The sequence below is a fragment of the Thiobacillus sp. genome, from assembly GCF_013693775.1.
In the GTDB taxonomy this organism is placed as follows: Bacteria; Pseudomonadota; Gammaproteobacteria; order Burkholderiales; family Thiobacillaceae; genus Thiobacillus.
In genome coordinates this window covers 2,127,175-2,139,097 of the sequence record NZ_CP059257.1, presented here as the reverse complement: position 1 = coordinate 2,139,097, position 11,923 = coordinate 2,127,175, and the positions used below count along the sequence as shown (strand labels likewise).

At 63.5% G+C, this 11,923-nt stretch carries 11 protein-coding genes; 6 read left to right on the top strand and 5 right to left on the bottom strand.

Annotated features, from left to right (window positions below):
- The first annotated feature begins 111 nt into the window (after positions 1–111).
- From HZY77_RS10550 to HZY77_RS10530, 5 genes are all read left to right on the top strand, one after another.
- On the top strand, positions 112–1,293 hold the full coding sequence (locus HZY77_RS10550; RefSeq protein WP_296814433.1) for a phosphoglycerate kinase: 1,182 nt from the start codon (positions 112–114) through the stop codon (positions 1,291–1,293).
- Positions 1,294–1,380: 87 nt separating this feature from the next.
- The gene (gene pyk / locus HZY77_RS10545; protein ID WP_296635174.1) at positions 1,381–2,814 is read left to right on the top strand and encodes a pyruvate kinase; all 1,434 of its coding nucleotides are present in this window, start codon (positions 1,381–1,383) and stop codon (positions 2,812–2,814) included.
- Between the two features lie 45 nt (positions 2,815–2,859).
- Positions 2,860–3,927, top strand: coding sequence for a class II fructose-bisphosphate aldolase (fba, locus tag HZY77_RS10540; RefSeq protein ID WP_296635175.1), 1,068 nt, complete (start codon positions 2,860–2,862; stop codon positions 3,925–3,927).
- Between the two features lie 310 nt (positions 3,928–4,237).
- Entirely contained in the window at positions 4,238–5,506 is a 1,269-nt protein-coding gene (locus HZY77_RS10535; RefSeq protein ID WP_296814429.1) for a M20 family metallopeptidase, read from the top strand.
- Positions 5,507–5,547: 41 nt separating this feature from the next.
- Entirely contained in the window at positions 5,548–6,222 is a 675-nt protein-coding gene (locus HZY77_RS10530) for a trimeric intracellular cation channel family protein (RefSeq protein ID WP_296814426.1), read from the top strand.
- A 276-nt stretch (positions 6,223–6,498) separates the two neighbouring features.
- Here HZY77_RS10530 and HZY77_RS10525 read toward each other — a convergent pair whose 3' ends face one another.
- Positions 6,499–8,481, bottom strand: a complete 1,983-nt coding sequence (locus tag HZY77_RS10525) for a UvrD-helicase domain-containing protein (protein ID WP_296814424.1) — start codon at positions 8,479–8,481, stop codon at positions 6,499–6,501.
- Entirely contained in the window at positions 8,478–8,798 is a 321-nt protein-coding gene (locus tag HZY77_RS10520) for a glutaredoxin (RefSeq protein WP_363153593.1), read from the bottom strand. Before HZY77_RS10520 ends, HZY77_RS10525 begins: the two co-directional genes overlap by 4 nt.
- 149 nt (positions 8,799–8,947) lie before the next feature.
- Between HZY77_RS10520 and HZY77_RS10515 the strand changes: the two genes are divergently transcribed.
- Positions 8,948–9,769 (top strand): symmetrical bis(5'-nucleosyl)-tetraphosphatase, encoded by an 822-nt coding sequence (locus HZY77_RS10515; RefSeq protein ID WP_296814422.1) that lies wholly within the window; start codon positions 8,948–8,950, stop codon positions 9,767–9,769.
- On the opposite strand, the gene HZY77_RS10510 is transcribed toward HZY77_RS10515, so the two are convergent.
- The 3 genes from HZY77_RS10510 to HZY77_RS10500 form a co-directional block, all read right to left on the bottom strand.
- Positions 9,705–10,376: a lysophospholipid acyltransferase family protein gene (locus HZY77_RS10510; RefSeq protein ID WP_296814419.1), complete on the bottom strand. Its 672-nt coding sequence runs from the start codon at positions 10,374–10,376 to the stop codon at positions 9,705–9,707. The two genes, HZY77_RS10515 and HZY77_RS10510, sit on opposite strands and share 65 nt — an antisense overlap.
- Positions 10,377–10,529: 153 nt before the next feature.
- Positions 10,530–11,279, bottom strand: a complete 750-nt coding sequence (locus tag HZY77_RS10505; RefSeq protein WP_296814415.1) for a GNAT family N-acyltransferase — start codon at positions 11,277–11,279, stop codon at positions 10,530–10,532.
- 119 nt (positions 11,280–11,398) lie between these two features.
- Positions 11,399–11,863 (bottom strand): glycine zipper 2TM domain-containing protein, encoded by a 465-nt coding sequence (locus tag HZY77_RS10500; protein WP_296814414.1) that lies wholly within the window; start codon positions 11,861–11,863, stop codon positions 11,399–11,401.
- Positions 11,864–11,923: the final 60 nt, after the last annotated feature.

The window sequence follows — 11,923 nt, the reverse complement described above, 5'->3', positions numbered from 1 at the left end:
GCGGCTTTGTTCCGCTCTCGGCTTGCCGCTCACTGCTCACCCGACTGAGCTGTAAGGCCTGGGTGGTACGCTGCCCAACCCTTACCGCTTAATTTTCAGGAGAAACAAACCATGGCATTCATCCGCGTCACCGATCTCGATCTGGCAGGCAAGCGCGTCTTCATCCGCGCCGACATGAACGTTCCGGTCAAAGACGGCAAGGTCACCTCCGACGCCCGCATCACCGCGTCGATGCGCACCATCGAGCACTGCCTCAAGGCCGGCGCCAAGGTGATGGTCACTTCCCACCTCGGCCGCCCGACCGAAGGCGAGTTCAAGGAAGAGGATTCGCTGAAGCCGGTGGTCGACGTGATCGCGCAGAAGCTCGGCAAGAACGTGCGCCTGATCCGCGAATGGACCGACGGCGGCTTCNGCGTCGCCGACGGCGAGCTGGTGGTGCTGGAAAACTGCCGCGTCAACAAGGGCGAGAAGAAGAACGTCGACGAGACCGCCAAGAAATACGCTGCGCTGTGCGACGTGTTCGTGATGGACGCCTTCGGCACCGCGCACCGCGCCGAAGCCTCGACACACGGCATCGCCAAGTTCGCGCCGACCGCTGCAGCCGGCATCCTGCTGACCGAGGAGCTCGAGGCGCTCGACAAGGCACTGGCCAACCCGGCGCGTCCGATGGTCGCCATCGTCGGCGGCTCCAAGGTCTCGACCAAGCTGACAGTGCTGGAAGCGCTGGCCGAGAAATGCGAGCAGCTGGTGGTCGGTGGCGGCATCGCCAACACCTTCCTCAAGGCCACCGGCCACAACGTTGGCAAATCGCTGTGCGAGGACGACCTGGTCCCCACCGCGCAGGCGCTGATCGAGAAGATGACCGCCCGTGGCGCGACCATCCCCATCGCCGTCGACGTGGTGTGCGGCAAGAAATTCGACGCCAACGAACCCGCCGTGCTGAAGGACGCCGGCNGCGTCGCCGACGACGACATGATTTTCGACATCGGCCCGAAGAGCGCCCAGCAGCTCGCCGACATCATCATGAAGGCCGGCACCGTGGTGTGGAACGGCCCGGTCGGCGTGTTCGAGTTCGACCAGTTCGGCGAAGGCACCAAGACCATCGCCATGGCGATCGCCAACACCAATGCCTTCACCCTGGCCGGCGGCGGCGACACCATCGCCGCGATCCAGAAGTACGACATCTACGACAAGGTGAGCTACATTTCTACCGCCGGCGGCGCCTTCCTCGAATACCTGGAAGGCAAGGTCCTGCCTGCTGTGGCGATCCTGGAGGAACGCGCGCAAGGCTAAGGTACAAACGGCAAACGGTGAGCGGTTTCCGCTCACCGTTTTTGTTTTTATACCGTTTGCTACTCACTGCACACCGCTCACCCCAATATGATTCGCAGAACCAAAATCGTCGCCACCCTCGGCCCCGCCTGCTCCGATCCCAAAACGCTGGATCGCATGATGGAGGCCGGCCTGGACGTGGTGCGTCTCAACTTTTCACACGGTGCTGCACAAGACCATATCGATCGCGCCGAACTGGTGCGCTCGCTGGCGCGCACGCGCGGCCGCGCGGTTGGCGTGCTGGTCGACCTGCAAGGCCCGAAAATCCGCATCGGCAAGTTCAAGGACAGCAAGATCACGCTGGCCAAGGGCGATACCTTCATCCTCGATGCCGCCTGCGCGCTAGGCGACCAGACCCGCGTCGGCCTCGACTACAAGGAATTGCCGAATGACGTGAAGCGGGGCGTGACCCTGCTGCTGGACGACGGCCGCATCGAGTTCTGGGTCGAGGACGTCCAGGGCGCGGAGATCATCTGCAAGGTGGTGCAGGGCGGCGTGCTGTCGAACAACAAGGGCATCAACCGCAAGGGCGGCGGATTGTCGGCCTCGGCGCTGACCGAGAAGGACATCGAGGACATCAAGACTGCCGCCGCCCTGAAAGCGGATTACCTGGCGGTGTCGTTCCCGCGTTCCGGTGCCGACATGCGCCAGGCGCGCGAACTGCTTCGCGCGGCTGGCGGCAAGAGCCAGCTCGTCGCCAAGATCGAGCGCACCGAAGCGATCGAGCATCTGGAAGACATCCTCGAGGCGTCCGACGCCATCATGGTCGCGCGCGGCGACCTCGGCGTGGAAGTCGGTGACGCGGCCGTGCCGGCGCTGCAGAAGCGCATGATCCGCATGGCGATCGAGCGCAACAAGGTCGTCATCACCGCGACCCAGATGATGGAGTCAATGATCTCGAGCCCGATCCCGACCCGTGCCGAAGTGTCCGACGTCGCCAACGCCGTGCTCGACGGCACCGACGCGGTGATGTTGTCGGCGGAAACGGCGGCGGGCCAGTTCCCGGTCGAGGCGATCCAGGCGATGGACCGCGTCTGCCTGGAAGCCGAAAAGGAAGCCGAGCCCGGCTTTTCCAACGACCGCCTGAGCAAAAGCTTCCTGCGCGCCGACGAGGCGATCGCGATGTCGGCGGTGTTCACGTCGGTTCACCTCAACATCAAGGCGATCGCCGCCCTGACCGAGTCGGGCAACACCTGTCTATGGATGAGCCGTCTGTCCACCCGGGTGCCGATCTATGCCTTGACACCGCAGGTCGAAACCCGTAGAAAAGTCACTCTTTTCCGCGGCGTCTATCCGATTAACCTGAAAACCGCCAGCAAGGAGCGCGATGCCTTGCTGGCCGAAGCCGAGGAAGAGTTGCGGCGGCGTGGCGCGGTACGTGACGGCGACCTGATCCTGCTGACCATCGGTGAACCCATCGGCCAGTCGGGCGGCACCAACACCATGAAAATCGTCCGCGTGGGCGGATCGAAAAAATCCTGATTTTGAAAACAGCTTGCTGCACATTTTTAACCTAGGAGACTGTAAATGGCCCTGATTTCCCTTCGTCAATTGCTCGACCATGCCGCCGAAAACGGCTATGGCCTGCCTGCGTTCAACGTCAACAACATGGAACAGGTCCATGCCATCATGCAGGCCGCCGCCGCCGTGGATTCGCCGGTGATCCTGCAAGGTTCCGCCGGCGCCCGTTCCTATGCCGGCGAGCCCTTCCTGCGCCACCTGATCCTGGCCGCGATCGAAATGTATCCGCAGATTCCCATCTGCATGCACCAGGATCACGGTGCGTCGCCCGCCATCTGCTTCCGCTCCATCCAGTCCGGCTTCAGCTCGGTCATGATGGACGGCTCGCTCGGTACCGACGGCAAGACCCCGTCCACCTACGAATACAACGTCGCCACCACCGCCAAGGTGTCCGAACTGGCACATGCCTGCGGCGTGTCGGTTGAAGGCGAACTGGGCTGCCTGGGCTCGCTCGAGACCGGCAAGGCCGGCGAGGAAGACGGCCACGGCGCCGAAGGTGTGCTGGATCATTCCGCCCTGCTGACCGATCCCGACGAGGCCGCCGACTTCGTGTCCAAGACCAAGGTCGACGCCCTGGCCATCGCCATCGGTACCTCGCACGGCGCCTACAAGTTCACCCAGAAGCCCACCGGCAAGGTGCTGCGCATCGACCGCGTCAAGGAAATCCATGCCCGCATCCCGAACGTCCACCTGGTGATGCACGGCTCCTCCTCGGTGCCGGAAGACTGGCTCGCCATCATCAACAGCTACGGCGGCGACATGGGTCAGACCTACGGCGTGCCGGTCAGCGAAATCGTCGAAGGCATCAAGAACGGCGTGCGCAAGGTCAACATCGACACCGACCTGCGCATGGCCTCCACTGGCGCGATCCGCAAGCACTTGGCCGAGAACAAGTCCAACTTCGACCCGCGCAAGTTCCTCAAGGAAGCCACCAAGGGCATGAGCGAGATCTGCAAGGCCCGCTACGAAGCCTTCGGCGCCGCCGGCCAAGCCAGCAAGATCAAGAAAGTCTTCAATCTGGAAGAAATGCAGAAGCGCTACGACAAGGGCGAACTCGACCCCAAGGTCAACTGATCGCCGGCTTGCCGAGATCGGACGCTGAGATCAAATGGGACGCTGCGGCGTCCCATTTTTGAGCCCACGAGCGCCGCACTGATGATCTTGGCGGCGCCTTTTGGCGGGGGCGGTCGTGCAGTGTGATCGTCTCGGCTGGCTGATTATCGGCCGGATCCGCCGGAAGCGCACTGCACCACCTAGGTCAGCTATGGCGACCTCAAACAACCTCTGCTTGCCTAGACACGAATGGAACTCAGAAGACGGTTTAACAGTCCCTTATCACGGCGAACGGATGCTATACCAAACAATAATGTGCCGGAGGTGACTTATGAATACGACGTTATCTGATCCTTCAAGCACCCTCCTTGGGAATCTTCCCAGCCTGCTGCCTGAGCTCGAAGCACTTTACAAGGATGTCCATGCGCATCCGGAACTGTCGATGCAGGAGAACCGCACGGCGGGTCTTGCAGCGAAACATCTCCGGGACAATGGTTACGAAGTGACCACTGACGTGGGCAAGACGNGGGTCGTCGGCCTGCTGCGCAACGGGGAAGGCCCCACGGTCATGCTGCGTGCCGACATGGATGCGCTTCCTATCCGAGAAGCGAGCGGCGTCGATTATGCGAGCACCGTCATGGCCACGGATGCCGCGGGAAATTCCGTTCCGGTGGCGCATGCCTGCGGCCACGACATGCACGTGGCATGGCTGGTGGGTGCAGCTTCGCTATTCTCGCAACGGCGCGAGACCTGGCGCGGTACGCTGATGGTGGTCTTCCAGCCAGGTGAAGAGACGGCGCAAGGTGCACGGGCCATGATTGACGATGGCCTATTCACACGCTTTCCCAAGCCTGATGTCGTGCTCGGCCAGCATGTCATGGTTGGCCCTGCAGGCACTGTCGCAGGCAGCGCCGGGCCGATCACCTCCGCCGCCGATAGTCTGCAAATTCGCCTGTTCGGACGCGGTGCGCATGGCTCGATGCCGCAGGCCAGCATCGATCCGATCGTCATGGCCGCAGCGATCGTCCTGCGACTGCAAACCATCGTTTCCCGAGAAGTGGCCGCCACCGACGCCGCAGTGGTAACCGTCGGGGTGTTGCAGGCGGGTACCAAGGAGAATGTGATTCCGGACGAGGCCATCATCAAGCTGAACATCCGGACGTTCGATGAAGGGGTACGCAAGCATGTGCTTGCAGCGATCGAACGGATCGTCAACGCTGAAGCGCAAGCTTCCGGCGCGCCGCGAGCGCCGGAGATCACCTCGTTGGATCGCTATCCACTCAACGTCAACGACAGGCAGGCAAGCGACCGTATTGCGGAGGCCCTACGCCGCCATTTCCCGCCTGACCGCGTCCGGCACACCGGGCCCGCGCCGGCGAGCGAGGACTTCGGTTGCTTCGGGAGTGAATGGAATACGCCATCGGTATACTGGTTTGTCGGTGGGACCGATCCCGACATCTATGCAAAAGCCAAGGCAGCGGGACGGATCAACGACCTGCCAGTCAATCACAGTCCTNTTTTTGCTCCCGTCATCCATCCAACCCTGCAGACAGGCATCGAAGCCATGGTCGTGGGCGCGCTGGCCTGGCTGGCTAAATGAAGAACTAATCAAACGTTTAACGCCCTCACAGGACGTTTTCAATGCCGCTGATCCCCGTTCTCGAACAGAAGGCGATTCACGAACTTCTGCTGGTTTTCGACCTGGCGGGTACCTTTGTCTTCGCAACCAGTGGCGCGATGTTGGGCGTGCGCCGCAATCTCGATATCTTCGGAGTTCTGGTCCTGTCCTTCGCGGCCTCGAGTGCCGGAGGGATTACACGCGATTTATTGATCGGCGCCGTTCCGCCCGCCGCGATCCGTGACTGGCGTTATCTTGCGGTTGCTCTTGCCGCCGGGTTGCTGGCTNTTTTCTGGTCATCACTGTTCGTGCGCCTGCGCACCGCAATATTGATCTTCGATGCGGCAGGTCTTGCGCTCTTTGCCGTCGCCGGCACACAGAAGGCGCTTGCGTACGGACTGAACCCGTTGATGGCGGCACTGCTGGGCATGTTGACCGGTATTGGCGGAGGCATTGTGCGCGATCTGCTCGTCGCCCAGACACCCGCCGTGCTTCGGAGAGACCTCTACGCCCTCGCGGCACTTGCTGGCGCGGTGCTCGTTGTCATCGGACATGCACTGGCTTTGCCGATCGTCCCGACCGCGATTGCTGGAGCTGTTGTCTGTTTCGGACTTCGGCTGATGGCGATCCGGCATGGCTGGAATCTACCTGTCCCTCGGCCTCTTGAAAGCGGGGACGAGCGGCACGAGCGTGATTGACGGCAGTACGTCCGCAGTCATCCGATGACGGCAAGAATAATGGATGCCTACGCTGTGCAGATACAGACTGGCGTGCTGGCCATGATCGACACGCTCGAACAGTTATGCAAGGAGCCGCAATTCGCATAGTCGTTTCTGGCGCCATCGGCCAATTTTCAGCCAGGTCAGCGCACCAGGAAATCTCGCTTGAGAGGCGGCAGTCCAGGACGATGTCGGCACATGGCCGGTAAGTAACGTGCTTCGTCCGTTCTCGGCTTGTGTGTGAGGCGACTGAATCTACCCCAGCATCGCCTTCAACGCCGCCAGCCGATCACTGCCGCTGGCCTTGGCGTCCGCGCTGGAGGGCTTCTCCGGCTGGCGCACGTCGTCGCCAAGCTCGTCGATGAAGCGCGAGGGGTCGCAGGCGACCGTTTCGCGGGCGCGCTTGCGGCGCGAGCAATAGGACAGCGTGAGCGACTTCTTCGCGCGGGTGACACCGACATACATCAGGCGGCGCTCTTCCTCCAGCCGGCCTTCGTCCACCGCGTCACGGTGCGGCAGGATGTTCTCCTCGACGCCGACCAGGAACACGTGGCCGAATTCCAGCCCCTTGGCGGCGTGCAGGGTCGAGAGGCGCACGGCGTCAGGTTCTTCTTCCTCGCGGCCTTCGAGCAGCGTGATCAGCGCGATGGTCTGCGTCAGCTGCAGCAGGTCCTTCTCGTCTTCCTCGCCCTTCTTGGCGATCCAGGCGGCAAATTCGAGCACGTTGTTCCACTTGTTCTGCGCCGCGCGCTGGTCGTCCTGGTCGAAGAGATACACCTCATAGTCGATCGTTTTCAGGAGGTCGTTCAGCAGTTCGCCCGCCGGCTCGCGCGGCACGCGTTCCTCCATGCGGTTGATGAAGTTGCAGAACTCGATTAGCGGCGCCAGCTGACGCTCGCCGATCTGTGATGCGGCAGCGGCGGAAAACACCGCCTCGAACAGGCTCACGTGCAGGGTGGCGGCGACCTGGCCGAGCTTTTCCAGCGTCGCCGCGCCGATGCCGCGCTTGGGCGTGGTGACCGCGCGGATGAAGGCGGGATCGTCGTCGCTGTTGGCGATCAGCCGCAGGTAGGAAATCACGTCCTTGATCTCGGCGCGGTCGAAGAACGACTGCCCGCCGGACAGCTGGTACGGCACCTTCTCGTTGCGCAATGCCTGCTCGAAGATGCGCGCCTGGTAGTTGCCGCGGTAGAGGATGGCGTAGTCGCGCCATTCGGTGCGGTGCTGGAATTTGTGCGACAGGAGCCGCATCACCACCGATTCGGCCTCGTGCTCGTCGTCCTTGGTCGGCATCACCTGGATCGCGTCGCCGAGGCCGAGGTCGCTCCACAGGCGTTTCTCGAACAGCTTGGGGTTGTTGGCGATGAGGCTGTTGGCGGCCTTCAGGATGCGCACGCTCGAACGGTAGTTCTGCTCCAGCTTGACCACATGCAGGTGCGGGTAGTCCTCGTTCAGCTGGCGCAGGTTGTCGGCCGAGGCGCCGCGCCAGCCGTAGATCGCCTGGTCGTCGTCGCCGACCGCGGTGAACGCCGCGCGCACGCCGGTGAGCTTCTGCAGCAGGCGGTACTGCGCGACGTTGGTGTCCTGGTATTCGTCGACCAGGATGTGGCGCAGGCGGTTCTGCCACTTCTCGCGCAGCTCGGCGTGTGTATCCAGCAGCTCGGCCGGCAGGCGGATGAGGTCGTCGAAATCGACCGCTTGGTAGGCGCGCAGGGTGGCGTCATAGCGGTCGTAGATCTTGGCGTANGCGCGCGCGTTGTCGTCCTCGGCCGTGGCGAGCGCGGCGGCGGGCGACTTCAGCTCGTTCTTCCACAGCGAGATGCGCGACACGGCGCGGCGGATTTCCTGCTTGTCCGTGGTCTTGAGGATTTCCGACACGATGCCGGCGGCGTCGGCCGAATCGAGGATGGAGAACGCCGGCTTCAGCTCGGCGAATTTCGCGTCCTCGCGCAGCATGCGCAGGCCCATCGAATGGAAAGTGGTGACGATCAGGCCTTTCGTGTTGACGCCCTGCGTGAGCTTGGCGGCGCGCTCCTGCATTTCGCGTGCGGCCTTGTTGGTGAAGGTGATCGCGGCGATCGAACCCGGCTTGTAGCCGCATTCCCCAATTAAATAGGCGATCTTGTGGGTGATGACGCGCGTCTTGCCCGAACCGGCGCCCGCCAGCACGAGCAAGGGGCCGTCGAGGTATTTCGCCGCCTCGCGCTGCGGCGGATTGAGCGCTGCGAGCAGGCTCATGCCGCGCCGAATTCGCGGTTCAGCCAGGCGTTGATGGCATCCGATTCATACAGCCAGGTCTGCTTGCCTTGCGCGTCAGTGATCAGCAGGCACGGCACCTGCGGCTTGCCACCACCCGCGATCAGGGCTGCCCGGTGCGTTTCGTCATGCTGCGCGTCGCGCAGTTCGATGTTGAGCGAAAGCCGCTGTATCGTGCGCCGGGTCTTGAGGCAGAACGGGCAGGTGGGGTAGTGGTACAGCGCCAGACTGCGTGTGCGTGCGTCGACGTCCTGCTGCGCGGCAGCGGGCGCACGACACCTTTCGGGCGTGTCAGCCAATAGCCCACGAGCATGAAGGGGGCGAGGATGAGGCGCAGGGTACGAAAAAACAGGCGGATCAGGGGTTTCATGGCGCAGACGTCACAAGAGGTTCGGGCGGGCGCGCTATGATGCAGGTCAACACAGCACACAAAGAAGCCGTATTTTATATGCCTACCTATGCCATTGGCGATCTTCAGGGATGTCACACGTCCCTGCTGCGTTTATTGGATGCGATCCGGTTCGACCCGGGCGCCGACCGGCTGTGGCTTGTGGGTGATCTGGTCAACCGTGGGCCGGAATCGCTGGCGGTGTTGCGGACCGTCAGGGAACTGGGGAATGCCGCCATCAGTGTGCTCGGCAACCACGATTTGCACTTGCTGGCGCTGGCCGAAGGTTTCGGACGGGTACACAAGGGCGATACGCTCGACGAGATACTGAATGCGCCGGACCGCGACGAGCTGCTGGTCTGGCTGCGACAGCAGAAACTGGCCTGGCGCGATGGCGAGTTCCTCATGGTGCACGCGGGCGTGCTGCCGGGCTGGACGGTGGACGACACGATGCAGCATGCCGCGGAGGCGGAAGCTGCGCTACAAAGCCCGCATTACCGGGAATTCTTCGCGCAGATGTACGGCAATGCGCCGGTGGCGTGGGATGCGGCGCTGCATGGCGTCGAGCGCCTGCGGGTGATCGTCAACGCATTCACCCGGCTGCGCTACTGTTCGGCGGCGGGCGAGATGGAATTCCACCACAAGGGCGCGCCGGGTACACAGCCGGCCGGCTGGCTGCCGTGGTTCGAGGTGCCGGGGCGCAGGAGCGCCGAGGCGACCCTCGTCATCGGACACTGGTCGACGCTCGGGCTGATCAACCGCCGCGACCTGATTGCGCTCGACACCGGTTGCCTGTGGGGCGGGCGCCTGACCGCGGTCAGGCTGGAGGACCGGCAGGTGTTTGCGGTGCCGTGCCCGCAGGTTCGGCACCCGAAGTCCTGAGGCCCAGCAGCCTGGCGGTGGCCGCTTCCGCCTGCGCCGCCAGATCGCGCCGGTGGCCGTTGGGCAGGATAGGCTCGGCGAAATGCAGTTCGGCGACGAGGCCGGGCTCGCTGACGATCTGCTTCAGGCTTTGCCACATGCTGAGGTCATCGATGTAGGCGGGTGCAGCGCTGTATTCGCCATCCAGCGTGCGGTAGCGCAAAGCCGCCGGCACGATCGGACAATTCAGTTCGACCGCCGGCTGCAGCAGCGACGGCATGAAGCGCCGCAGCCCCTTCCCGTCGCCGGTGGTACCTTCGGGGAACACCGCGACCCAGGCGCCCGACTGCATCAGCGCCCGCATCTCGGTGTTGATGCGCGCCGTGTCGGCACGACGGCCGCGTTCGATGAACAGCGTGCCGGTCTTGTGTGCCAGCCAGCCGGCCACCGGCCAGTTGCGCACTTCGGCCTTGGAGACGAAGTGCACCCGCTGGGCCGCGTAGATCAGATAGATGTCCAGCCACGACACGTGATTGCATACCAGCAGCGCGCCGCCGGGCAGGCGGGGCGCAGTGTCCGCCTTCAGCCGTACGCCGAGTACCCGGAGCAGGCGCCGGGCCCAGGCCATGATGCGGCGGTCCCGCTGTGCGGGATTGAGCTGGGGAAAATCAGCCCTGCCAGGATGACGCCCCAGACCAAGTGCAGGGCCAGCAGGCCGATGCGGAGGGCGCGGCGCAGAGGGGCGGGGAAATAGGCAAGGCTCACCCGTCCATTGTAAGACTCAACCGATGAGACGGCGGGCATAGTTGCGGTTGAGTTGCGCCATCGGCAGCAGCATCAAGAGATCGGCCGTATTGAAATCGGGATCCCACGCCGGTTCGCCGCATACCATCGCGCCGAGCCGGGTGTAGCCCTTGATCAGCGGCGGCAGCGTTGCGGTCTGGCCTTCGTCGAGCGACTCGACGGGCAGGCGGTAGCGTGGCGTGGCGCGCCATTCGATCGGCGCGAGATGACGTTGGATGATCTGGCGGTACACGCTGGCTGCGACATGGCCGCCGTCCGCCATGCCGATGCTGGCGCAGCCGACGATGTATTCGTAGCCATAGCGCGTCATGTAGTCAGCCAGCCCGATCCACAGGCGGGCGATGACGGCACCGCTGCGGTGCGCCGGATGCACGCACGAGCGTCCCAGTTCGGCCATGCGCGGGCGCAGGAAGTGCAAGCGGGTCAGGTCGAATTCCTGTTCGGAATAATAGCTGCCGACGCGCTTGGCGGCGTCGGGCGGCAGGATGCGATAGGTGCCGACGACTTCGCCGCTGGCCAAGTCGCGTACCAGCAGATGGTCGCAGAAAGGGTCATACAGATCGATATCGTGCCCCGGCAGAACGGAGGACAGACGCGCGCCCATCTCCTCGGCAAACACCTTGTGACGCAGGCGCTGCGCTTCGCGGATTTCGTTGTCGTCCACCGCCAGCGAGATGTGGTAGCGGCTGGCGGAAAGGGATGGTTGGGCGCTGAGAACGTCGAGCATGGGGCACTCCCATTGATGGAATGCGCCCAGCTTAGAGACCGGGTGTTAACCCGGCGTGACGTTCAGGTTTCGGAACGATGAACTACGAATCAGGAGATACCGGGAGATCGGGCCCGGCTTCAGTGCGATACGCGTGTCGTTCCTCCGCCCGACAATACCCGTACGCGATCACCTACCCGGAATTCCTCGTCCGCCGCCTGGGTGATGGCGAGCATCCGTCCCGAATCGAGCTTGACTGTGATTTCCACGCCTTTCTGGCGCGTGGTTGCCTCTTCCGCGGCTGCACCGCCCAATCCGCCCAGTACCGCGCCAATCGCCGCACCGACCACGCTGCCCTTGCCGCTGCCTACCGTGCTGCCGGCCACACCGCCGACGACGGCGCCAGCGCCTGCACCGATCGGCGTCTTGGTACCTTCGATATTCACCTCACGCACCGACTCCACCACGCCCATCTGCACCTCCTGGACGGCCCGGGTCTGGTCGCGGCTGTAGTCTTTGCCGCCGACGCCGCTGGCGCAGCCGCCAAGTAGGGCCAAGCTGGCTGTCATCAGGGTGACGGCAACGATGGTTGAGGTCTTCTTCATGGTGCGGGTCCTGTAGTTGCACATGTTTCACTATAGGCGGTGTGACCGTCGATTCTCGGC

Excerpts from the sequence above, each read along its gene's own strand:
- pyk (WP_296635174.1), top strand. The coding sequence starts at position 1,381 with ATGATTCGCAGAACCAAAATCGTCGCCACCCTCGGCCCCGCCTGCTCC.
- fba (WP_296635175.1), top strand. The coding sequence starts at position 2,860 with ATGGCCCTGATTTCCCTTCGTCAATTGCTCGACCATGCCGCCGAAAAC.
- HZY77_RS10515 (WP_296814422.1), top strand. The coding sequence starts at position 8,948 with ATGCCTACCTATGCCATTGGCGATCTTCAGGGATGTCACACGTCCCTG.
- HZY77_RS10510 (WP_296814419.1), bottom strand. The coding sequence starts at position 10,376 with ATGGCCTGGGCCCGGCGCCTGCTCCGGGTACTCGGCGTACGGCTGAAG.
- HZY77_RS10505 (WP_296814415.1), bottom strand. The coding sequence starts at position 11,279 with ATGCTCGACGTTCTCAGCGCCCAACCATCCCTTTCCGCCAGCCGCTAC.
- HZY77_RS10500 (WP_296814414.1), bottom strand. The coding sequence starts at position 11,863 with ATGAAGAAGACCTCAACCATCGTTGCCGTCACCCTGATGACAGCCAGC.